Raw genomic sequence first — 22,179 nt, forward strand, 5'->3', positions numbered from 1 at the left:
CTTGGCGATCAGTTGGCCGACTGGCGATTGATTTCGTAACTCGCCCCGATACCGATCGACTTGGTGAACGGAATCAACTGGTTGAGGTACACATCCACCCATTCAATGCCGTTGCCTACGCTGGACTTGGGCACGAAGACCACGTCGCCGCGTTGCAGCAGTACCGGCGCGGCTCCGGCGTTGCCGGCGATCATGAATTTTCGGTAGTCGAAAAAGTAGGTCTTGTAGCGGCCGTCCTCGCCCTCGCGCAGCAGCGCGATGTTGCGGCTGTCGCCCACCGACAGCAGGCCGCCAGCGCCCACAATCGCCTGTTCCAGGGTGGTGGTCACGGTCACCGGCAGGGACGCCGGATTGCGCACCGAGCCGCCGACGAACACCGTGTTGCCCGGCGCCTGGTTGATGTTCACCGTCAGGGCCGAGTCCTGGTAGATGTTCTTCAGCTTGTTTTCCAGGACCTGGGTCAGCTGTTGCGGGGTCAGCCCCGCAGCTTTTATCTGCCCGGCGTAGGGATAGGCAAAGGTGCCGTCGTTGAGCACGGTGAACAGGGTCAGTTCGTAGATCGAGTTGGCGGTGAAGGCCGAGATCGACGGCGCCTCGCCGGTGTTGCGGACGATGCGCAGGGTGTCTCCCGGGCGAATCCGCTGGGGCGGCAGCGGCTGGCCGGCCAGGGCATCGCCGGCGCGGTGTGCAGCCTGCAGATCCTGACTGGGAGGCAATTCCACCTTCGCGGGTATGGAGCAGGCACAGAGCATGAAAATACTGGAAATCAGCAGCAGTCTCTTCATTGAGCGATCTTCCTGGCGTGCATAGTCACAACTCCCTGTCGGGCCAGATTCACGGGTCAAGCGCTGTTTCAGGTTTTGCCGGGTTCGGCGGGGGCGCGTCCATAAATGTCGTTGAAGCGCACGATGTCGTCTTCACCGAGGTACTCCCCGCTCTGCACTTCGATCATCACCAGATCAATCACTCCGGGATTGACCAGCCGATGGGTGCGACCGGGCTTGATGAAGGTCGACTCGTTGGTGTTGAGCAGGAACTCATCCTCGCCATTGGTCACCCGGGCCATGCCGCTGACCACTATCCAGTGCTCGCTGCGATGGTGGTGCATCTGCAGGGACAGGGAGGCTTCGGGCTTGACCATGATGCGTTTGATCTTGAAGCGTGGTCCCTCCTCGAGCACGGTGTAGGTGCCCCAGGGCCGGGTCACGGTGCGGTGCAGTTTGTAGGCGTCATGGCCCAGGCGCTTGAGTTCCTGGGCGATCAGCTTGACGTCCTGGCTGCGGTTGCCATCGGCCACCAGCAGTGCATCCGGGGTGTCGATGATGATCAGGTTGTTCAGGCCGACCCCGCCCACCAGACGCTTGCGCGAGTCGATGTAGCAGTTGCTGACATCGTGCAGCACGGTCTCGCCGTTGCACTGATTGCCGTGTTCGTCCGCCGGGGTCAGTTCTCGCACCGCCTGCCATGAGCCGATGTCGCTCCAGCCCAGCTGGCAAGGCACCACCGCCACTTTCTTCGAGCGCTCCATCACCGCGTAGTCGATGGAGATGTCGGGGGCCAGGGCGAAGCTTTCGCCGTCCAGTTCCACTTGCAGTTCGTGCTTGCCTTCCTTGCGATGGCTCTGCTCCAGGCAGTGCTCGACGGCGCTGACCACCTCCGGGACAAATTCCCGCAGCTCCTGGAGGATCACGTCGGTGCGCATGCAGAACATCCCGCCGTTCCACAGGTGCAGGCCGCCATCGACGTAACGCTGGGCCGTCGCGGCATCGGGCTTTTCGACGAAGCGACTGACCTGGAAGCTCTCGCTGTTCAGGCCCTGGCCTTTCTCGATGTAGCCGAAGCCGGTTTCAGCATGGGTCGGCACTATGCCGAAGGTCACCAGCCAACCTTGTTCGGCCAGTTGTCGGGCGCTGTCCACCGCCGCGGCGAAGGCCTGGACGTCCTTGATCAGGTGGTCGGCGGGCAGCACCAGCAGCTGCGCATCATCGCCGTACAGGCGGCTGACATGCAGGGCCGCTGCGGCAATGGCCGGCGCGGTGTTGCGCCCGAAGGGTTCGAGGATGAAATCCAGATCGACTCGGGTTTTGTTCAGCAGGCGGTAATCATCCAGGGTGCGAAAGAACACTTCGCGGTTGGTTACCGTCAGCAGGCGGCCGACGTCCTTGAGCGCCGTGGCGCGCACGAAGGTCTTCTGCAGCAGGCTCTCGCCGTCCGGTAGGCGCATGAAGGGTTTGGGCATCGCCTCGCGGGATACCGGCCACAGGCGGGTGCCGGCGCCGCCAGCAATGATGCAGGGAATGAGTGTGCTCATTCAGAAGGCCTCGCGGGTCATGATGACGGACGGAATAGTGCGGAACAGGATGTACAGGTCAAACCAGACTGACCAGTTTTCGATGTATTCCAGGTCGAATTCGACACGTTTTTCGATCTTTTCCAGGGTGTCGGTTTCGCCGCGGTAACCATTGATCTGCGCCAGCCCGGTGATGCCCGGCTTCACCCTGTGGCGGGAGGTGTATTCCTTGACCGCCTCTTCGAAGAGGATGCCGGCAGCCTTGGTTGCCGTAGCGTGGGGCCGCGGGCCAACCATGGACATGCTGCCGGCGAACACATTGAACAGTTGGGGCAGCTCGTCGAGGCTGGTCTTGCGGATGACTCGTCCGACCCGGGTGATGCGCGGGTCGCCACGGGTGGTCTGTTTCTCGGCGTTGGCGTCGCTCAAATGCTGGTGCATCGAGCGGAACTTGTAGACCTCGATCAGCCGGTTGTTGTAGCCGTAGCGCTTCTGCTTGAACAGCACCGGGCCCTTGGAGTCCAGCTTGATCGCCAGGGCCACCAGCAACATCACAGGAGACAGCAGCACCAGGGCCAGAGTGGACAGCAGCATGTCTTCCAGGCGCTTGAAGACGGGTGACCAGCCTCGCAGAGGTACTTCGGAGGCGTTGAACATCGGCAGGTTGGCGACTTCAGTGATGCGGTTGTGGGCGTGTCGGAAGGCCACCATGTCGGGCACCAGCAGCACGTTCACCGGCAGTCGGCGCAGCTCGCGGATGACATAGGCCATGCGGTTTTCCGCCGACCAGGGCAGGGCCACCAGGACCTGGGTGACCTTTTCCTCGCGGATCAAGCGCTCCAGGTCGCTGGAGTTGCCCAGCAGCGGCAGATTGCACAGGGTCTTGGGCAGACGGCCGATGCGGTCATCGATGAAGCCGATGACGCCCGAGCGGATGTCCTGGTGCTGGGCCAGGTATTCCGCCAGGCGCTGGCCGTTTTCCGTGGCGCCGAGAATCACCGCGTTCTGCAGGAATACCCCCCGTAGCATCAGTTGCTGGAACAGGGTCAGGAGAACCAGGCGCTCGATTCCGAACAACACAAAGCTGCCGATGAACCAGGCGAGCAATTGGGGGCTATTGATGGCCTTGAACATCTGCATCGAGTGATGCATGAACAGCAGCACACAAAACGAAGAGGCCCAGGCAAACAGGGTGAGTTGGAAGCGCAGTCGGTTGCTGAAAATCGACTCGGCGTAGACTCCCAGGGCCTGGAAGATCAGGACACTGATGACGCCGAAGAACAGCAGGATGGTCAGGTCGCTTTTCAGTACGGTGAGGTCAGTGTTCGACAGCAGGAGCAGCAACAGTCCCGGAATGATCGCGGTTGCGCCATGGACCACGCGTATGCCGAACAGGAAGTACTCGACCATGCTGGGACGAGTCAATAACAGGCTGTCTACAGGTTGCAACCGCATAAGATCAATTCCCTCGATCCAAGGCAAACCGGTTGACTGGAAGGACCGTCAGGAAGTTCGAAACTATTTCTTGCTTCCCGTTGTGCTTCCCGACACCGAAAAAACCACACCGACTCATCCATGGTCGTGGCAGGTGTTCATTGGCGCAGGCAGGGTTTTCGGCGTACTCGGGTGGGCCTCTGGGCACCGGTAAGCGCGATGGCCTGCACTTCATCATCTAAACGACCTGGCTCAGTAAAGCTCATGAAACAGCGGCTGGCTAATCGAAAGCAGGCTAGCGATGGAAGATTTCCCTCGTTGTCAGGCTAACCTCGGTCATGAGCGGGAGGCACGAACCAGACTGGCTTAGGCAAAAAAATAATCAATGGAACAGACTTTTTTCGCTGTGCCCAAGGTCAACATCCTTCAAGGAACCCATAACCGGAGTCATGGCTGATGAGTGAGCGCAAGGCACTGTTGATACTGCACGGCAAACAAGCTCTCAACGATGAGGTGCGCGCTGCGGTCGAGGCCAAGCGCGCTGCCGGTTGGGAGGTTGCGGTGCGCCTGACCTGGGAGGCGGGAGATGCCCAGCGGCTGGTGAACGAGGCGCTGGACGCGGGGCATACCCGGCTGATTGCCGGAGGCGGCGACGGTACGCTGCGGGACATTGCCGAAGCTCTGGCCAATGCCTCGGCCCCGGCCAGTCTGGTGCTGCTGCCACTGGGCACGGCCAATGACTTTGCCCGGGCTGCGGGTGTTCCCCTTGACCCGGCAGCGGCCCTGGACCTGCTGGAAGTCCCGGCCCGGGCGGTCGACCTGGGGGAGGTTGGCGGGCAGATTTTCCTCAATATGGCCACCGGCGGCTTTGGTAGCCAGGTCACCGCCAACACCTCTGAGGACTTGAAGAAAGTCCTTGGCGGTGCCGCTTATCTGTTCACCGGGCTGTCGCGCTTTGCCGAGTTGAGTGCGGCCTATGGCGAGTTGCAGGGGCCGGATTTCCATTGGCGTGGTGAGTTGCTGGCTCTGGGCATCGGCAATGGCCGGCAGGCGGGGGGCGGGCATGAGCTTTGCCCGGGAGCTCTGGCCGACGACGGCTTGCTGGATATCAGCATTCTGCCGGCGCCTCAGGAACTGGTAGGTACCCTGAAGAACCTGCTGGCCGGTGGCTTGGGGATCGACAATATGTTTGTCCGCGCGCGCCTGCCCTGGGTCGAGATCAAGGCCTCAAGAGGCCTGGACATCAATCTCGACGGCGAGCCGCTGCAGGGCGACACCTTGCGTTTCACTGCTCGCCCTGCGGCTTTGCAGGTGCATTTGCCGGCAGATTCGCCTTTGCTCGGCGGCGCACGCTGAGTCAGTCGTCGAGGCTGATGATGCGCTCGCGCACGGCGAACAGCACCAGCCCGGCGACGTCGAAGATCTGCAGGCGCTTCATGATCTGTGAGCGGTGGGTTTCCACGGTCTTGATGCTCAAACCCAGGCCCAGGGCGATCTCCCGGGTGGATTTGCCGCGCACGATCAGCCGCAGGATTTCCAGCTGGCGAGCCGTCAGGTTGTGGTTTTCCACAGGCTGGGGCTGGTGCTTCTGGGCCCGGGTCAGCGCCTGGTTGATCACTGTGTGAGCAATGGCCGGGCTCAGGTAGCGCTCGTTGTTGCGCAGCGCTTGCAGGGCATGTTCGAGTTCGGTGGCAGTGGTGTCCTTGAGCAAATAGCCGTGGGCGCCGGATTCCAGGGCCTGCATGATCAGGGTGGGATCGGTGTGCATCGACAGGATCAGGACTTTGCTCTGGGGCCGCATCGCCTTGAGCCGGCGCAGGGCGTCGAGACCGCCAATGCGTTTCATCGACAGGTCCAGCAGGACGATGTCCGGATGCAGTTTCTCGACCATCTCCAGCAGGTGTGCGCCATCATCGGCTTCACCGATCACCGCGTATCCGGGAATGTCCATGACCAGGGCACGCACGCCAGCCCTGATAAGCGAGTGGTCATCCACCAAGAGTAAATTACAGGTCAATGTGAAACCTTATTCGTGCTGGCCCGCTCCAGGGTGCGAGGGGCCCAGGGAAAGAGTGCTTCGATCTGGGTGCCTTGGTCGACCTCGCTGGTGACCTGCAACAGGCCGCCCAACTGGCTGATTCGTTCCTGCATCCCGGCCATGCCGCGCTGGCCCAGGGCGCCGGGATCGCTGGCCGGGGCGAACCCCTGGCCATCGTCGCTGATGAACAGCGAAAGACCTTCCGGCAGTCGCTGCACCCGCACCAGCAGGTTTTTCGCCTGGGCGTGGCGCAGCATGTTGGTGACCGCCTCCTGAGTGATGCGGAACGCTGCGACGGCCATTTCCTCCGGGATTCCCGACAGGCGCTGGCGGCATTCCAGGCTCCAGTGCACCGAGGTGTTTTCCAGGGTCTTGAGCAGGTGGGCGCGCAGGCTGGCTTCCAGTCCCAGGCTGGCCAACTGCCGGGGATTGAGGATCGCGGACACGTCACGCACCTTGGCCAGGGTCTCTTCCAGGGTGGTGCCCAGTAACGCGCAGGATGCCTGCAGGTCATCCGGCAGGCGCCGCTTGAGCCAGTCGGTCTGCAGTTTTGCCGCTGTCAGCAACTGGCCGATGTCATCGTGCAGTTCACGGCTGAGGCGGTGCCGCTCATTCTCCTTGACCTCAAGCAGGCGTTCGGCGAGTTCCTGGGGCTGGAAGCGAATGGACTTTCGCGAATAGCCGTATTGCATCCAGATACAGGTCAGAGCCGCGACATTGAGCAACAGCAAGATCATCGGCAGGGGCCGGCCCAGGCAATAGATCAGCACATTGCCCAGGGTCGAGCAGGAACACAGCAACAGGCTGAGCCAGCGCAGATGATCTCGGGAGAGGGGCCAAGAGAAGAGTGACTTGAGGCTGGCGTACATAGCGGATGGAGCCAATGAATGTTCGCTGCGAGAGCCCGGTCAGGGATGGATGACGGGGCTTGTTTGAGAAACGGTGCTATTTGAATACCCGGTTTCAATCAACCTTGTCTGTTTGTCTTGTACAAGCCGAGTAGTGACTGCCGACATTGGAATCAAAGTGCCATTAACTGTGTCCGTTTATGGGCGACATAATACCACCGAAGATACCGTTGGTCGCGTTTATACGCACAGGTATATATGTCTTGAAAGTCAGGAATATGGGCCTGCGGAACGTCTGTTCCATGTCCTCCATAGGCCTTGGAGAGGCCGAGGATATTGGGGGTTGCGGACGGTTTTGCGGGCACGTATATGGGGCCGAACAGTAAGTCCCGGGGCTGGCTCTAATTGAAGTTATTGAATCGATGATGTCGCTCTTGGGTATGAAATACTCAATAACGACCAGATATTTGACCCGAAACCTGAAGTCTTACTGATGTTTCGGGCTGGCTATCGTAACTACGGGTTTTATCTGCCATCCAGCGGCACAAGTGCAACTTCAATGGGTGCAGGATGGATAAGCGCAGGTGCAGTTTTGCGCCACTTGATCGGTCAGTTCATCGATCAGCAGGACCTGTTCGCTGTCATCCAGATTGAGTTGGCCGTTGTGCGGGTCGATCAGTTCCAGTTGCCAGGCCATCAGGGTCAGGCAGCTTTTCAAGGCGTCGAGGATTGGGTCGTTAAGGTCCAGCGGATGTGCTGTGGGTTTCAGCACGCCATGAATATGCACGGCGAATTCGGCCAGCGGGCTGATGGAATGGCGAGCCGCTGTCTGGGCCAGACACAGCAGGCTGGCGAGCAGGCAATTGATCGCCTCTTCGTCATTCCTGATCAAGTGCAGATGGCTCAGGCAATCTTCCGATTTAGCCAGCAGGGCCTGGGCTTCAAGCAGGAACTCAGGCAGGGGGGGAGCGCACTTGCGGCCGTCCTTTAGCATGCTTATCTCCATGACTTCGAGTCCGATGACGGGATAGGGCGTTGGCTGAACGGTTTTAAGGTAGGGCGCGTTTTTTGCGTTTGTATATAAGATAAATCTGAATATTTTTCAGGGCTCGCAAGGGGCCGTAAGAGCCGATGTTCATCGCTTGCGCAAGCAGCCCGAATACCGGCCACAGCAATGCGGCGCAGGTGCGCTGGGGCTTGATGGGTGTGGGTGCTTGGGCTTGAAAGGGTACTGGGCCACCTTTCTGCGATCACAAACAAAAGCCTGACTCCGTTCATGCAATGAGAATGGCGTCACATTAATGGCTATTGGATATTGCGAATATCAGGATGGTCCTGATTGTTGCTAGGGGAAACCCTTAGGCGCGGGAACTTCACGTCGCGAACAAGGTCGCGTCGTCGGAGAGTCATGCTGCTGAATTGACCGCCTCAGTAAAGCATGATGTTAATGTGACATCAATGGCTTTCGTGTGGCAATTTGCATGCGAGTCAAGATACGGCGAATCCCGCCGATATCAGTCTTTAGTGAATTCATCAGAACAAGCCCAGGAGTCATTAATGGCCGGCATTCTCGACACGGTAGATCAACGCACGCAACTGGTGGGTGAGAATCGCCTGGAAATCCTCATGTTCCGTCTGGCCGGTCGGCAGTTGTTCGCGATCAACGTCTTCAAGGTCCAGGAAGTCCTGCAACTGCCCAAGCTGACCCTGATGCCGCAGCGCCATCCATTCGTTTGCGGTGTGGTCAACCTGCGTGGCCAGACCCTGCCGGTCATCGACCTGTCCCAGGCCATCGGCATGCGCCCGCTGGTCCCGGGGCCCAACAGCACCATTATCGTCACCGAGTACAACCGTTCGGTTCAGGCGTTCCTGGTGGGCGGCGTGGACCGCATCGTCAACATGAACTGGGAAGCCATCATGCCGCCGCCTACCAGCGCCGGACGCCAGCACTACCTGACGGCCATCAGCAAGGTTGACGAGCAGCTGGTGGAAATCATCGACGTCGAGAAAGTCCTGGCGGAAATCGTGCCCTACAACGCCAAGGTTTCCCGGGACAAGCTGGAAGATCCCGTGCTGGAGCGTGCTCGCGGCCGCGAAGTGCTGCTGGTGGACGACTCCAATGTGGCGCTCTCGCAACTGCGCGATACCCTCGGCCAGCTCGGTGTGAAGATGCACATCGCCAGCGATGGCCTCAAGGCTCTGAACATGCTCAAGGCCTGGGCCGATACCGGGGTCGACATGACCGACAAGCTGTTGATGGTGTTCACCGATGCGGAAATGCCGGAGATGGACGGCTATCGCCTGACTACCGAGATCCGCAACGACCCGCGACTGCGTGGGCTCTATGTGGTGCTGCATACATCCTTGTCCGGCAGCTTCAACGAATCCATGGTGAAGAAAGTCGGTTGCGACAACTTCCTCTCCAAGTTTCAACCGGACAAACTGGTGGACGTGGTCCGTCAGCGTTTGATGCTGGATGAAGTCAGCGTCTGATTCGGGGGATGTCCGGCCGCTTTTCCCTTGCGTCTTTGTTTCGTCGAAGCGCTGGTATAGGGTGAGCTTTTTTGCCCACACAGGGAGCTGGACATGCGTCTTAGCGCGCTTTATCGATACCCGTTGAAATCCGCCAGGGGCGAAACCCTGCAACAGATCGGCCTGGACAAGCTCGGTCTGGAGGGGGATCGCCGCTGGATGCTGGTGGATGAGGCCAGCGGGCGCTTCCTCACCCAGCGTGCCGTGGGGCGCATGAGTCAGCTCTCGGCGCTGTGCAATGACCAGGGTGGCCTGACCCTCAGCGCTCCCGGGTTTTCCACCCTTGATGTGCCCCTGCCGGTGGCCGATGCCGCACTGCGCGGCGTCACCATCTGGCACGACAGCCTGCGGGTGCCCGATGCCGGGGACGAGGCGGGCGCCTGGGTCAGTGAGTTCATTGGCAAGCCTACCCGCTTGGTGCAGGTGCCCGCGGAACGGGCGCGGAGCACCGCTGCCGGTTACGGCAGGGACGACGATCAAGTGGCGTTTGCCGATGGTTTTCCGCTGTTGTTGATTGGTCAGGCGTCCCTGGAGGACCTGTCGGGTCGGGTGGGTCGGCCTCTGGAGATGCTGCGTTTTCGACCCAATCTGGTGATCGAAGGCAGCGAGGCCTTTGCCGAGGACCAGTGGCGGCGCATACGGATTGGCGATGTCGAGTTTCGTGTGGTCAAGCCGTGTTCGCGTTGCATCCTGACCACCATTGATCCACAGACTGGTGAACGCAGCGCCGACCGCGAACCCCTGGCCACCTTGCAGAAGTATCGCGCCCAGGCTGACGGCGCGATGTTCGGACAGAACCTGGTCAACGACGGCAATGGTCGATTGCAGGTGGGGATGCCCGTGACCGTCCTCGAATAGCGTTTCTTGGCTCCATGAAAAATGCCCGTCTCTTTAGGAAACGGGCATTTTTTTGTCAGCGCGATAGCCGTGACAGGTGAATCAACCGCGGTACTCGCACAGATACGCGGTTTCCACGGCGACTTTCAGCTGGAACTTGCTGTTGGCCGGTACGTTGAACTGGCTGCCGGCAGGAAAGGTTTCCCAGTCGGCGCTGTCGGGCAGGCGCACGGTCAGGGCGCCGGACACCACGTGCATGATTTCCCGTTGCGCTGTACCGAACTCGTATTCGCCCGGGGCCATGACGCCAATGGTGGCTGGACCTTCGGCCGTGCCGAAGGCAATCGACTTGACGGTGCCGTCGAAGTACTCGTTGACTTTAAACATGGGCGATTCCTCAAGAAAGGGTCAAAAAGGTCGGCCAGTATGCACAAGGCCTCCAAGGCCGTCACCTGCCGCCATCATGGAAGAATCAGCGGCAATAAGCGTGCTGTATTACGTGCATCTTCCAGGGCTCGATGCTGTTGGCCGTTGAACTGCATGCCGGCCAGTTGCAAGGCAGCATTCAGGCCCAGGGGGCGCTCCAGACGCCGGGCTTTGGCAAAGCGCTGCTTGAGGTTCATGTGCGGGACGTCATTCAACAGGCTGTGCAGTTGCTGGTTATGCCACTCCAGTTGCAGTTGCTTGCGGTCGTAGTCGCCCCAGCTGGCCCAACCCTCCAGGCGCGACTGATGCTGGCCGAGCCAGCGTTCGAACAGGGTCCAGACTTCGCTCAACGGTGCGGCGCTGTCGATATTGGCCTGAGTGATATGGGTCAGCTCGCGACAGAACGGCGTCAGCCGCGGACGTCGCAAGGGACGGACGAAACGCTGGAAATGGTCCTGTTCCCGACCCTGGCGATTGACCAGGGTGGCTCCGATTTCGATGATTTCCATCTCGCTTACCGGCCAGCCCCCTTCATCCGTCGTGGCTTCCAGATCTATTACCAGCCAGTGGGGCATCGCAAATTCCAGCCTTCAAACTCCTGATGAGGCTTGAGCGTAGCCAAAGCTGACGCATCCGCCTAGTGCTCCATTTCCGAGGCGGGACCGGCTTGCTCCACCTCCAGCAGAATCTGCCGGTTCTTCACCTGGTCCCCGAGGTTGACCTGGACCCGGGTGATCACTCCGTCGATCCCGGCCTTGAGCGGGTGTTCCATCTTCATTGCCTCCAGCACCAGCAGCAGTTGGCCCTTGCTGACACTCATGCCTTCACTGACCAGCACGTCGACTATGGCCCCGTCCATGGGCGCCTTGAGGGTGCCGGAATCGGCGCCCAGTTGACCCTGTACCGGCGCATGGGTGCGGTCCTGCAGATGCAGGCTGCCCTGGCGGCTGCTCAGCCAGAGTTCGCCGTCGTGCAGTTGATAGGCGTAGTGCCGGCGAATGCCCGCGACCTCCAGTGTGGCCCGGCGGCCATCGGCGGCCATGACCTTGATTGTCCACACCTCATCCCCCTGCTGTACGTGCAACAGGCCCGATGCCGAGGGGCTCAGTTCCAACGACCATTGACTGTCATCCAGACCGATGCGGTAGCCCAGGGGCACACTGGCATTGTTGCGCCAGGCACTCAGGTTTGAGCGGTGTGCGCTGGCGCTGTGGTGATAGAAGAGCGCAGCGGCGATGGCCAGTTCCTCGTGGCTGGGGTGCTGCGGTTGCAGGCTCGGGTCCTCGGCAAAGTGTTCGGCGATGAACCCGGTGCTGAACCGACCACTGGCAAATACCGGGTGCCTGAGCAAGCCGGCCAGCAGCCGACGGTTGCTCTCAAGCCCCAGCAGCACACAGTCCTCGACCCCGCGCAACAGCTTGCGCCGGGCTTCCTCGCGGGTGGCGCCGTGGGCGATCAGCTTGCCCAGCATCGGGTCGTAGAAGGGGCTGACCCATTGGCCTTCCTGCAAGCCGTGGTCGATGCGTATCCCCGGCGCCGGCTCCCAGCGCAGAACCTGGCCGGTCTGGGGCAGGAAGTTCTGCGCCGGGTCCTCGGCGTACAGGCGCACTTCAATGGCATGGCCGTTGAGCTGTACTTGCTCCTGGGTCAGGGGTAGCGGCTCGCCGGCAGCGACTTGCAACTGCAGGGCCACCAGATCCAGGCCGGTGACCAGTTCGGTGACCGGATGCTCCACCTGCAGGCGGGTGTTCATTTCCAGGAAGTAGAACTGACCGCGGGCGTCCAGCAGGAACTCCACGGTGCCGGCGCCGACATAGTTCACCGCGCGTCCGGCCTTGAGCGCCGCCTCGCCCATGGCCCGACGCAGTTCCTCGGTCATTACCGGGCAGGGGGCCTCTTCGATGACCTTCTGATGGCGGCGCTGAATCGAGCAGTCCCGTTCACCCAAATAGATCAAATGACCGTGCTGGTCGCCGAAGACCTGCATTTCCACGTGCCGGGGCTCGATCAGCGCCTGCTCCAGAATCAGCTCGTCGCTGCCGAAGGCATGCAGGGCTTCCGAGCGAGCGGTACGGATCTGTTCCAGCAGTTGCTCGTGACGCTGCACCAGGCGCATGCCGCGTCCGCCGCCCCCGGCGCTGGCCTTGATCATCAGCGGATAGCCGATGCGCTCGGCCTCGCGCTGCAAAGTGGCGTCGTCCTGCTCCTCGCCCTGGTAACCCTGGATACAAGGCACGCCGGCTTCGAGCATGGCGATCTTCGAGCGGCGCTTGCTGCCCATCAGTTCGATGGCGGCGGCACTGGGGCCAATGAAGGTGATGCCCGCGGCTGCACAGGCCGCGGCGAACTCGGGGTTTTCCGAGAGGAAGCCGTAGCCAGGGTGGATGGCGTCGGCACCGCTGCGTCGGGCGGCGTCGAGGATTGCGCCGCTGTTGAGGTAGGACTGCTGCACCGGGGACGGGCCGATGTGGATGGCTTCGTCGGCCATGTGCACATGCAGGGCATCGGCGTCGGCGTCGCTGTACACGGCCACGGTGCGGTAGCCCAGGGCCTGGGCGGTGCGCTGGATGCGGCAGGCGATTTCACCACGGTTGGCGATCAGGATCTTGCTGAAGGTGGGCATACAGGCTCCCGGGAATCGGTGGGGGGCGTTCGCCGGCAAGCCGGCTCCTGAAAGGGCTCAGCTGGCCCAGGTCGGTTTGCGTTTCTGCACAAAGGCCAGGGTGCCTTCGAGGCCTTCGGCCCCGGTGACGGCCTGGGCGAAGTCTTCGGCGGCCTGATCCAGCAGCGGCCCCAGAGGCTGGTCGACGCTGGCCAGAAGCAGGGCCTTGGTCGCAGCGTTGGCCCCGGGGGCGCAGCGCAGGACCTGCGACAACTGCTGTTCAAGGCGTTCTTCCAGGGCCCGGGGATCAGCCTCGACAAAGTGCACCAGGCCCAGGCGCAGGGCCTCGGCCCCGTCGAAGCGGGCGGCGGTCAGGGTCAGGCGTCGGGCCTGGGTCAGGCCGATGCGCCGCACCACGAAGGGGGCGATCTGCGCCGGCAGCAGACCGAGGCCGGTTTCCGGCATGCCGAACTGCGCACTGTGTTCGGCGATGGCGATATCGCTGACACACGCCAGGCCGAAGCCGCCGCCCAGCACCGCGCCCTGCAGCACGCAGACCAGCACCTGGGTTGTCTGCTGGGCTTCTTCGAGCAGCGCACCGAAGGCCCGGTTCAGTTCACGGTAGGCAACGCTGCCTCGGGCGCGGGCGCCGGCCATGTCCTTGAGGTCGCCACCGGCACAGAAGTGGCCGGCGGCACCCCGCAGGACCAGGGCGCGGATGCTCCGGCGCTCTCGCACGGCGGCGAGCACGGTACGCAGTTCCTCTACCATCTGCAGGCTCATGGCGTTGCGGCTTTCGGGGCGGTTGAGGGTGATGAACAGCACACCATTGCGCGATTCCAGCAGCAGGGTCTGGCAGGCCGGGAGCGGGCTCATTTCTTTTTCCCCGGCAGGATGCCCATGAGTTTGCAGATGATCCCCAGCATGATCTCGTCGGCGCCGCCGCCAATGGAAACCAGGCGCACATCGCGATAGGCGCGGGCCACCGGGTTGTCCCACATGAAGCCCATGCCGCCCCAGTACTGCAGGCAGCTGTCGCTGACCTCGCGGCCCAGGCGCCCGGCCTTGAGTTTGGCCATGGAGGCCAGGCGAGTCACGTCCTGGCCGCGCACATACTGCTCGGTAGCCTGGTAGACCAGGGCCCGCAGGCACTCGATCTCGGTGGACAGTTCGGCCAGGCGGAAGTGGATCACCTGATTGTCGATCAGCGGGTTGCCAAAGGTGCGGCGCTCCTTGCAGTACTCGATGGTGCTGTCCACGCAGTACTCCAGGCCCTTGATCATGTTCGCCGCGCCGAACAGCCGTTCCTCCTGGAACTGCAGCATCTGCATCATGAAACCGGCGCCTTCATGACCGATACGATTGCGCTGGGGCACCCGCACGTTGTCGAAGAATACCTGGGCGGTTTCCGAGCTGCGCATGCCGAGCTTGTCCAGGTGCGAACTGAGGCTGATGCCCGGGGTGTTCATCGGCACCATGATCAGCGACTTGTTGACGTGGGGCTTGTCGTCCGAGGTATTGGCCAGCAGACAGATGAAGTCGGCGCTGGGGGAGTTGGTGATCCACATCTTGCTGCCGTTGATCACGTAGTCGTCGCCGTCCTTGCGGGCGTGGGTCTTGAGCCCGGCCACATCGGAACCGGCGCCGACTTCGGAGACGCCGATGCAGCCGACCTGCTCGCCCGTGATGGCCGGCCGCAGAAACTCGTCGCGCAGCTCATCGGAACCGAAGCGCGCCAGGGCCGGGGTGCACATGTCGGTCTGTACGCCGATGGACATGGGAATGCCGCCGCAATGGATGGTGCCGAACTCTTCGGCGGCGACGATGGAATAGCTGTAGTCCAGGCCCATGCCGCCGAACTTTTCCGGCTTGGAGATGCCCAGCAGCCCCAGTTCGCCGGCCTTGCGGAAAATCTCGTGGATGGGAAAGCGCCCGGCTTTCTCCCATTCCTCCACATGGGGGTTGATTTCGCGGTCGACAAAATGGCGCACCGTGCGCCGCAGCTCTTCGTGTTCCTGGGTGAAGATCATTGTTGTTCTCCTCAAGTGGGGTCAGACCGCGAAATGCCCTATCAAAACCGTGCCACACCGAAACTGTTGGGCTGCAAGACCCGGGCATCGGCCTCATGGCAGATGTCCAGCAGATAGCCCAGGAGCGTGCGGGTATCCCGGGGGTCGATCAGGCCGTCGTCCCACAGGTTGGCGCTGCCGTACAAGGCGGTGGACTGGCTGTCGAGCTTCTGCGCCGTGACCTGTTCCAGCATGTCGAGCATCTTCGGGTCCGCCTCCTGGCCGCTCTTCGCATGCTTGGCCTCGGTGACGATGCGCAGCACCTTGCCGGCCTGGGCGCCGCCCATCACCGCGGTACGGCTGTTGGGCCAGGCGAAGATGAAGCGCGGGTCCAGGCCTCGGCCACACATCGCATAGTTGCCGGCGCCATAGGAGCCGCCGACGACGATGGTCAGCTTCGGCACCCGGGCATTGGCCACCGCCTGGATCAGCTTGGCGCCGTGCTTGATCACCCCTTGCTGTTCCGACTCGGTACCCACCATGAAACCGGTGGTGTTGTGGAAAAACAGCAAGGGCGTGCGGCTCTGGTCGCAAAGCTGGATAAACTGCGCCGCCTTGATCGCACCCTGGGGCGTGATCGGGCCGTTGTTGCCGATAAAACCACAGGGCCGGCCCTGGATCTGCAGGTGGCCACACAGGGTCTGGGCATCGAACTCGCCCTTGAACTCCAGGAACTGCGAGCCGTCCGCCAGGCGGGCGATGATTTCCCGGGCGTCATAGGGTTTTTTCGGATCGTCGGGAATCAGGCCGAGCAGTTCGTCGATGGGGTACAGCGGCTCGCTCCAGGTTCTGGCCGGTTGTACCGGCAGTTGGGCGTTCCAGGGCAACAGGCTGACGATCTCGCGGACGATGCGGATGCCGTCGGCGTCGTTCTCCGCCAGGTACTCGGCAGTGCCGGCGACCTGGGCGTGCATCTCGGCCCCGCCCAGTTGTTCATCGGTGGCCACCTCGCCGGTGGCGGCCTTGAGCAGTGGCGGCCCGGCGAGAAACAGCTTGGCCTTGCCGCGCACCACCACCACGTAATCCGAGAGCCCGGGCTGATAGGCGCCGCCGGCGGTGGCCGAACCGTGGACCACGGTGATCTGTGGCAGGCCCATGGCCGACATCCGCGCCTGATTGGCGAAACTGCGCGCACCTTCGACGAAGATCTCCGCCGCGTAGTTAAGGTTGGCGCCACCGCTTTCCGCCAGGGTCACCACTGGCAGTTTGTTCTCCATGGCGATCTGTTGCAGGCGCAGGGACTTCTTCAGGCCGCTGGGGGAAATGGTCCCGCCCTTGATCGCACTGTTATTGGCCACCACCAGCATGCGCACCCCGCACACATAACCGATGCCGGCGATCAGGCCGCCGCCGGCCTGGCTGCCGTCCTTGTCGTCGTGCAGCTTGTAGCCGGCGAGGCTGGCCAGTTCAAGAAAGGGCGCTCCGGGGTCCAGCAGCAAGTTGAGGCGGTCCCGGGGCAGCAACTGGCCGCGCTTGTCGAACTTGGCCTTGGCCTCGGCCGCCTTGTTCAGTAGGTTCTGCTGCAGCGTCTGCAACTGTTGCAGGTCTGTCAGCATCGCCTCGCGGTTCTGGGCGAACTGCGGGCTGTGGGGATCGAGCTGGGATAGGATCACCGGCATGGCTCAGTCCTCGCCTTTGAGCACATCGGGCAGGTAGGCCCGATGAAAACCGTTGTACGACTCACTGTTGCGCGCCTTGGCCAACGGCCAGGCGCGGCTGCCGAGGCTGGCGGCGCCGTCGATGCGCAGGGTGCTGCCACTGACAAAGGCCGCGCCGGGGCTGAGCAGAAACACGATGGCCGCGCTGACTTCCGATTCCGTGCCAATGCGTTTGAGCGGCACGTGCTCGCGCAGGGTGGGAATGACGGCCTTGAACGCGCCTTCGTAAGTGTCCATGCCACTGGAGGCGATCCAGCCCGGGGCCACGGCGTTGACCCGGACGCCGGCATGGCCCCATTCGTAGGCGGCGGTCTTGGTGAAGTTGTCCATACCCGAGCGCGCCGCGCCGGAGTGGCCCATGCCGGGCATGCCGCCCCACATGTCGGCGAGCATATTGACGATGCTGCCGCCGTGGCGGCTCATAGACTCGTTGAACACTTCCCGGGCCATCAGGAAACCGCCCACCAGATTGGTGCGCAGCACGGTTTCGAAACCTTTCTGGTTGATCGAAGCCAGGGGCGCCGGATATTGGCCGCCGGCATTGTTCACCAGGCCATGGATCGGCCCGTAGCGCTCGATCAACTGCCCCACCAGGGTCTTGACTGCTTCCTCGTCGCGAATGTCACAGGCTTGCCAATGAGCCTGGCCGCCGTCCTCGGCAATCTCCCCGGCAACCTTCTGCAGTTTCTCCGCCTTGCGCCCCACCAGCAGCACCTGGGCGCCCAGTGCCGCCAGCTCATGGGCCGTGCAACGGCCGATGCCGCTGCCGCCGCCGGTGACGATGATGGTCTGGCCGGCGAACAATTGCGCTTTGAAAATCGAGTCGTACACCACGGCAGCTCCTTTAGTTGACGGCGTCGGCGATGCGCTGGGGCACCGGGATCTGGATTTCCAGCAACTGCTGGGCGAAGGCCTTGCCTTGTGGGTCGATGCGCAGGCTGGCGACACCGCCGCCGCCCAGGGCGTTTTCCAGCAGGAAGTTGAGGCCATGGATACCCGGCAGGTACCAGCGCTGTACACGGCCGTGGACCGGGTCCAGCACATGCCCCATCCAGTCCACCAGCACTTCGGGGGTCAGGGCTTCAGCGATCCACGGCAGGTAGTCGGGGTGACGCGCCAGCACGCCGATGTTGCTGTGGTTGCCCTTGTCGCCCGAGCGTGCCACCGCCAGCTTGACCAGGGGCACGCTGGCGTCGGGACGGCCTTGGGGTTTGGGCAGTGAATGCGGGGCGGGCAGGGCGCTGGCGTCCAGGCGGTCGACTTCGGGCAGGGTGCAGGGATGACGCTGGCCGGCGAGGTCGATTTCCAGGTGGCAGGCGTCCTTGTCCAGCAGGAAAGAAAACAGCCGGATCACCGGATACACCGTGGGGCGTCCGCCGACGATGCCGGTCAGCCCTGGAGCCATGCCGGTGGCAGCCTGGGCAATCTCCCGGGAGAACAGCACCAGCGCTGCCTTGTGCGGATGGCGCACCGCCAGCTTGATCACCACTTCGCGGCTGTCCTGGCGCCGGCCATGGGCGCCGTAAGTGGCCTCGCTGCCCAACAGCTCGATGTTGACTTCGCTGTAGTCTGGCCAGCCGCGCTGGCTGAACATTTCGCGGGTCTTGTCGATGATCGCCTGGCTGACCCGGCGCGCCTTGGCCACCGCGTCGATCCCGGCCATCAGGCAACTGGCGGTGCAACGGAAACCGTCCGGGTAGGTGGCGCTGACCTTGTACTGGTGGCTCGGGGGCAGGCCCTTGGCGCCCTGGACCCGGACTTCATTCGGTGCTGACTGCTGCACCTGCACCTGGGAGAAATCGCACACCACATCGGGAAGCAGATATGCCCGTGGATTGCCGATTTCGTACAGCAACTGCTCACCGACCGTCAGCGGACTGATGAGCCCACCGGTGCCCGGGGCCTTGCTGACCACGAACCCGCCGTCGGCGTCGACCTCGACAATGGGAAAACCGATGTGTTCGTAGTCCGGCACGTCGCGCCAATCGGTGAAGTTACCGCCGCTGCACTGGGCGCCACACTCGATGATGTGCCCGGCGAGGGCCGCCTGGGCCAGGCGGTCGTAGTCCCGCCAGGACCAGGCGAACTCGTGGACCAGAGCGCCACTGACCACCGCGCTGTCGACACCGCGACCGGTGATCACGATATCCGCCCCCAGGCCCAGGGCCTCGACGATGCCCGGGGCACCCAGGTAGGCATTGGTGGAGACGCACATCGGTGGTAAGGGGGCATCGCTGAACATTTCCTTGATCCCGGCGCCGGCCAGTTGCTTGAACTGCGGTTGCAGGTCGTCCCCCAGCAGCACGGCGATCTTCAGCGGCACCCCGGCCTGTTCGCAGGCGGTGCGCAAGGCCCTGGCGCAGGCGTGGGGATTGACCCCGCCGGCATTGCTGATCACGCGGATCTGCTGTTCATGGATCGACGCCAGCAGCGGCTTGAGCACCTCGACGAAATCCGTGGCGTAACCTGAGTCCGGGTCTTTCATGCGGGCCCCGGCCATGATCGACAGGGTGATCTCCGCCAGGTAATCGAACACCAGGTAATCCAGGCGTCCACCTTCCACCAGTTGCGCGGCGGCGCTGCTGGTGTCGCCCCAGAAGGCGCTGGCGCAGCCGATTCGTACGGTCTTGGTCATGGCAGGGCTCTCGAAAAAAGAACTGCGAGGAGGCTACCAAGCAAGCGCTTGGTTTGTAAATGGGCGAATGGATTCTTCGACCCAAGCGCTTGCTTGGTGGCAGTAGGGGGCTTAAATTGCGCGCGCTACAGCCGGTTTCGGGCTGAGCTATTGACGAAGTGACGGTAGGAGAACACCGGTGGACGAGCAAAAAGCCTTGCAGGTAGTGCGCGAGCTGATCGCCAGCGGACAAGTGACCGATCCCGAGAGCGCCCGGGGCAAGCTGTTGCAGACCGCCGCGCACCTGTTTCGCAACAAGGGCTACGAGCGCACCACGGTGCGGGATCTGGCCGGCGCGGTGGGCATTCAATCCGGCAGCATCTTCCACCACTTCAAGAGCAAGGACGACATCCTGCGCGCCGTCATGCAGGAAACCATCCACTACAACACTGCCTTGATGCGCGCCGAACTGGCCGAGGCCGGCAGCGTGCGCGAGCGAGTGTTGGCGCTGATCCGCTGCGAACTGCAATCGATCATGGGCGGCAGCGGCGAAGCCATGGCGGTGCTGGTCTATGAGTGGCGCTCGCTGTCTCCGCAAGGCCAGGCCGCGGTCCTGGCATTGCGGGACATCTACGAACAGATCTGGCTGCAGGTGCTGGGCGAGGCCAAGGACGCCGGATTCATCAAGGGCGATGTGTTCATCACCCGGCGCTTCCTCACGGGGGCGTTGTCCTGGACCACCACCTGGTTCCGCGCCCAGGGCAGCATGACTTTGGAGCAATTGGCCCAGGAAGCCTTGCTGTTGGTGCTCAAGGATCATTGAGGCGCTGATTTATTCTCTGCCGCGAGATTGTCGAAGCGCCCGAAAACGCCTAGCTTTACGGCATTCCCTTTCTTTTATCCGAGGTGTGTTGCCTTGATGTCCTTGCCGCTGCGGTCAGCCTTGCGAATGCTCTTGCTGGCGCTGGCAACACTTTGGGTCTGTCCGGCCTCCTCGGCGCAGCTGGTGCGGGTCGCGGCGGCGCATTTTCCGCCCTATACCGTCCGTCCTGAAACCGGTGCCGATACCGGTGTGCTGCCGCAGTTGGTGGAAGTCCTCAACCAGTCCCAGGACGACTACCAGTTCGTTCTGGTACCCACCTCGATTCCCCGGCGCTTCCGAGATTTCGAACAAGGTCGGGTGGACCTGGCGATCTTCGAGAATCCGGCCTGGGGCTGGCAGAACATTGCCCATACCAGTGTCGACATGGGCCTGGAAGATGCGGAGATTTTTGTTGCCCAGCGCGAGCCCGGCCGCGGCCAGGAGTATTTTGCCGACCTCAAGGGCAAGCGCCTGGCCCTGTTCAGCGGTTATCACTACGCCTTTGCCCAGTTCAATGCCGACCCCAAGTACCTGGCCGATACCTACAACGCCACGCTCACCTATTCCCATGACAGCAACCTGCTGATGGTGCTGCGGGGCAGGGCGGACATCGCCCTGGTGACCCGTTCCTACCTCAGCGACTTCCTGGCGCGCAATGCCCAGAGCAACGGCCAGTTGCTGGTGTCCCAGCGCATCGATCAGGTCTACCACCACTACACCCTGATCCGGCCCAAGGCGCCCATCAGCGCCGAAGACTTTGCCGGGCTCCTGCAAAAACTCCGGGACAACGGCCAGATGCGCAAAATCTTCGATCCCTACCGCATCGTCGTGATGCCCGTGCCCCACGCCTGAGGTCCGGGTTTTCCCGGTTCTGCGGGGAGCGCGCCTAAATTTCTCCTGACGGCCCACGTCACTTGGTTGAATGCCCATTGACGGTGAGCCTTGCCATGTCCCTTGTGAATCCGCTGAGTGTCGAGGCTGTATCCGCAGGCAGAGCGCCGGTGATCGACGAGGTTGCCGGCCGGCAGCGGCTGTTCGAGTGGATCTGTACCCGGGGGCCGACGCCCATCGACGCCCAGTCCGTAGAGGAGGCCCGGCAGGACCGGCTGGCATTCTGGTTGTCGGCGCAGGTGCATGCTTTGTACCTGGACCCGCCGGGCACGCAAGCGCCCCCGGCATTCGCCCACACCCCCGTCTGTGCCGGGCATAACCGTTGTCGGTACTGCCAGCAGGAATTCGATCTGTTGCACAAACGTGCGGCATTGCTGGTGCTTGGCCAGAGTGGCCTGCTTGAGGTGTGAACACGGCTCAAGCCAGGGGATGCAGGGTGCCGGTCGCAGGTCAGCGGCGGGCGAAGGTATCGGGTCGGTTGCCCGAGACTTTGCGGCAATGCACCAGGGCATCGCGAATCATGAAGTTCACCAGGGTCGGCGAGACCCCCAGCTCCTTGGCGATGTCCTTTTGTGGGACGCCGTGCAGGCGATACATCTCGAAGGCGTAGCGCGTGCGGCTGGGCAGCTCGGTCAGGGCTTCGGCGATGTTTTCCAGGGTGGAAAAGTTCATGTGGGAGGTTTCAGGTGAAGCGCCATGAATGACCACATTCAAGCCTTCCTCTTCAGTGCCTGAATACTTCTGCTCCAAGGCCTGCTTGCGGTAGTGATCGATGGCCAGGTTGCGCACGATCTGGAACAGGTAGCTGAGCTGGGCCTTGAACGAGGAGGTGATTTGCGGCGCCGACTGCAGGCGGAAAAAGGCATCCTGGACCACATCTTCAGCCCGGGATCGGCAGCCGGTAATACGGGCTGCGATCTTGACCAGGATCAGACGGTTGTCGACAAAAGCCTGGAGTAACGGTGAATCGCACCTGCTTGTGGATACTTGTTCCGTCATGGAAATCACCTTGTTGCAAAGAGGTAAGTGGGACGTCAGAAAAATCCGACCTGTCCTACACATCGAGCGACAAATTAGG

Annotated in this window: 21 protein-coding genes; 6 read left to right on the top strand and 15 right to left on the bottom strand. The window is 62.3% G+C overall.

Annotated elements, in window-relative coordinates:
- Positions 1-8: 8 nt before the first annotated feature.
- The 3 genes from FW796_RS09665 to FW796_RS09675 form a co-directional block, all read right to left on the bottom strand.
- On the bottom strand, positions 9-785 hold the full coding sequence (locus FW796_RS09665) for a polysaccharide biosynthesis/export family protein (protein ID WP_346632133.1): 777 nt from the start codon (positions 783-785) through the stop codon (positions 9-11).
- 68 nt (positions 786-853) lie between these two features.
- On the bottom strand, positions 854-2,311 hold the full coding sequence (locus FW796_RS09670) for a mannose-1-phosphate guanylyltransferase/mannose-6-phosphate isomerase (RefSeq protein ID WP_446439281.1): 1,458 nt from the start codon (positions 2,309-2,311) through the stop codon (positions 854-856).
- Entirely contained in the window at positions 2,312-3,745 is a 1,434-nt protein-coding gene (locus tag FW796_RS09675) for an undecaprenyl-phosphate glucose phosphotransferase (protein ID WP_404937424.1), read from the bottom strand.
- Positions 3,746-4,180: 435 nt separating this feature from the next.
- Here FW796_RS09675 and yegS point away from each other — a divergent pair, with 435 nt between their 5' ends.
- Positions 4,181-5,080: a lipid kinase YegS gene (yegS, locus tag FW796_RS09680; protein ID WP_346632130.1), complete on the top strand. Its 900-nt coding sequence runs from the start codon at positions 4,181-4,183 to the stop codon at positions 5,078-5,080.
- A 1-nt stretch (position 5,081) separates the two neighbouring features.
- Here the strand turns inward: yegS and FW796_RS09685 are convergent, their stop codons facing one another.
- The 3 genes from FW796_RS09685 to FW796_RS09695 form a co-directional block, all read right to left on the bottom strand.
- Complete coding sequence (locus tag FW796_RS09685) at positions 5,082-5,741, bottom strand: response regulator transcription factor (RefSeq protein WP_346632129.1); 660 nt, start codon at positions 5,739-5,741, stop codon at positions 5,082-5,084.
- Positions 5,738-6,631: a sensor histidine kinase gene (locus FW796_RS09690; protein WP_446439313.1), complete on the bottom strand. Its 894-nt coding sequence runs from the start codon at positions 6,629-6,631 to the stop codon at positions 5,738-5,740. Before FW796_RS09690 ends, FW796_RS09685 begins: the two co-directional genes overlap by 4 nt.
- 535 nt (positions 6,632-7,166) lie before the next feature.
- Positions 7,167-7,604 (bottom strand): hypothetical protein, encoded by a 438-nt coding sequence (locus FW796_RS09695; RefSeq protein WP_346632128.1) that lies wholly within the window; start codon positions 7,602-7,604, stop codon positions 7,167-7,169.
- A 563-nt stretch (positions 7,605-8,167) separates the two neighbouring features.
- On the opposite strand from FW796_RS09695, the gene FW796_RS09700 reads away from it, so the two are divergent.
- Both FW796_RS09700 and FW796_RS09705 read left to right on the top strand, forming a co-directional pair.
- A complete protein-coding gene (locus tag FW796_RS09700) occupies positions 8,168-9,103 on the top strand; it encodes a chemotaxis protein CheV (RefSeq protein WP_102860937.1) in 936 nt (311 codons plus the stop codon).
- A gap of 93 nt (positions 9,104-9,196) precedes the next feature.
- Positions 9,197-10,000, top strand: a complete 804-nt coding sequence (locus FW796_RS09705) for an MOSC domain-containing protein (RefSeq protein ID WP_346632126.1) — start codon at positions 9,197-9,199, stop codon at positions 9,998-10,000.
- 81 nt (positions 10,001-10,081) lie between these two features.
- On the opposite strand, the gene ppnP is transcribed toward FW796_RS09705, so the two are convergent.
- The 8 genes from ppnP to FW796_RS09745 all read right to left on the bottom strand — a co-directional run bounded on the left by ppnP (position 10,082) and on the right by FW796_RS09745 (position 19,369).
- Entirely contained in the window at positions 10,082-10,366 is a 285-nt protein-coding gene (gene ppnP / locus FW796_RS09710; RefSeq protein ID WP_102860939.1) for a pyrimidine/purine nucleoside phosphorylase, read from the bottom strand.
- Between the two features lie 74 nt (positions 10,367-10,440).
- On the bottom strand, positions 10,441-10,980 hold the full coding sequence (locus FW796_RS09715) for an exonuclease domain-containing protein (protein ID WP_306399780.1): 540 nt from the start codon (positions 10,978-10,980) through the stop codon (positions 10,441-10,443).
- A 62-nt stretch (positions 10,981-11,042) separates the two neighbouring features.
- The gene (locus FW796_RS09720) at positions 11,043-13,028 is read right to left on the bottom strand and encodes an ATP-binding protein (protein WP_446439282.1); all 1,986 of its coding nucleotides are present in this window, start codon (positions 13,026-13,028) and stop codon (positions 11,043-11,045) included.
- A 57-nt stretch (positions 13,029-13,085) separates the two neighbouring features.
- The gene (locus tag FW796_RS09725) at positions 13,086-13,883 is read right to left on the bottom strand and encodes an enoyl-CoA hydratase/isomerase family protein (protein ID WP_346632124.1); all 798 of its coding nucleotides are present in this window, start codon (positions 13,881-13,883) and stop codon (positions 13,086-13,088) included.
- Positions 13,880-15,037, bottom strand: a complete 1,158-nt coding sequence (atuD, locus tag FW796_RS09730; RefSeq protein ID WP_123727110.1) for a citronellyl-CoA dehydrogenase — start codon at positions 15,035-15,037, stop codon at positions 13,880-13,882. Before atuD ends, FW796_RS09725 begins: the two co-directional genes overlap by 4 nt.
- A 41-nt stretch (positions 15,038-15,078) precedes the next feature.
- Positions 15,079-16,695 carry a geranyl-CoA carboxylase subunit beta gene (gene atuC, locus FW796_RS09735; RefSeq protein WP_446439283.1) on the bottom strand — a complete coding sequence of 539 codons (1,617 nt, stop codon included), beginning with the start codon at positions 16,693-16,695 and terminating at the stop codon, positions 15,079-15,081.
- Positions 16,696-16,698: 3 nt separating this feature from the next.
- Complete coding sequence (locus tag FW796_RS09740; protein ID WP_446439284.1) at positions 16,699-17,568, bottom strand: SDR family oxidoreductase; 870 nt, start codon at positions 17,566-17,568, stop codon at positions 16,699-16,701.
- 10 nt (positions 17,569-17,578) lie between these two features.
- Complete coding sequence (locus FW796_RS09745; protein ID WP_446439285.1) at positions 17,579-19,369, bottom strand: acyclic terpene utilization AtuA family protein; 1,791 nt, start codon at positions 19,367-19,369, stop codon at positions 17,579-17,581.
- A gap of 178 nt (positions 19,370-19,547) precedes the next feature.
- Here FW796_RS09745 and FW796_RS09750 point away from each other — a divergent pair, with 178 nt between their 5' ends.
- From FW796_RS09750 to FW796_RS09760, 3 genes are all read left to right on the top strand, one after another.
- Complete coding sequence (locus tag FW796_RS09750; RefSeq protein WP_346632120.1) at positions 19,548-20,171, top strand: TetR/AcrR family transcriptional regulator; 624 nt, start codon at positions 19,548-19,550, stop codon at positions 20,169-20,171.
- Positions 20,172-20,267: 96 nt separating this feature from the next.
- Positions 20,268-21,062, top strand: coding sequence for a substrate-binding periplasmic protein (locus FW796_RS09755; RefSeq protein WP_346632119.1), 795 nt, complete (start codon positions 20,268-20,270; stop codon positions 21,060-21,062).
- Positions 21,063-21,157: 95 nt separating this feature from the next.
- The gene (locus FW796_RS09760) at positions 21,158-21,511 is read left to right on the top strand and encodes a hypothetical protein (RefSeq protein WP_346632118.1); all 354 of its coding nucleotides are present in this window, start codon (positions 21,158-21,160) and stop codon (positions 21,509-21,511) included.
- 40 nt (positions 21,512-21,551) lie between these two features.
- Here FW796_RS09760 and FW796_RS09765 read toward each other — a convergent pair whose 3' ends face one another.
- Positions 21,552-22,100, bottom strand: coding sequence for an RNA polymerase factor sigma-70 (locus FW796_RS09765; protein WP_011062465.1), 549 nt, complete (start codon positions 22,098-22,100; stop codon positions 21,552-21,554).
- Between the last annotated feature and the right edge of the window lie 79 nt (positions 22,101-22,179).

It is taken from the genome of Pseudomonas sp. 910_21 (assembly GCF_052850735.1).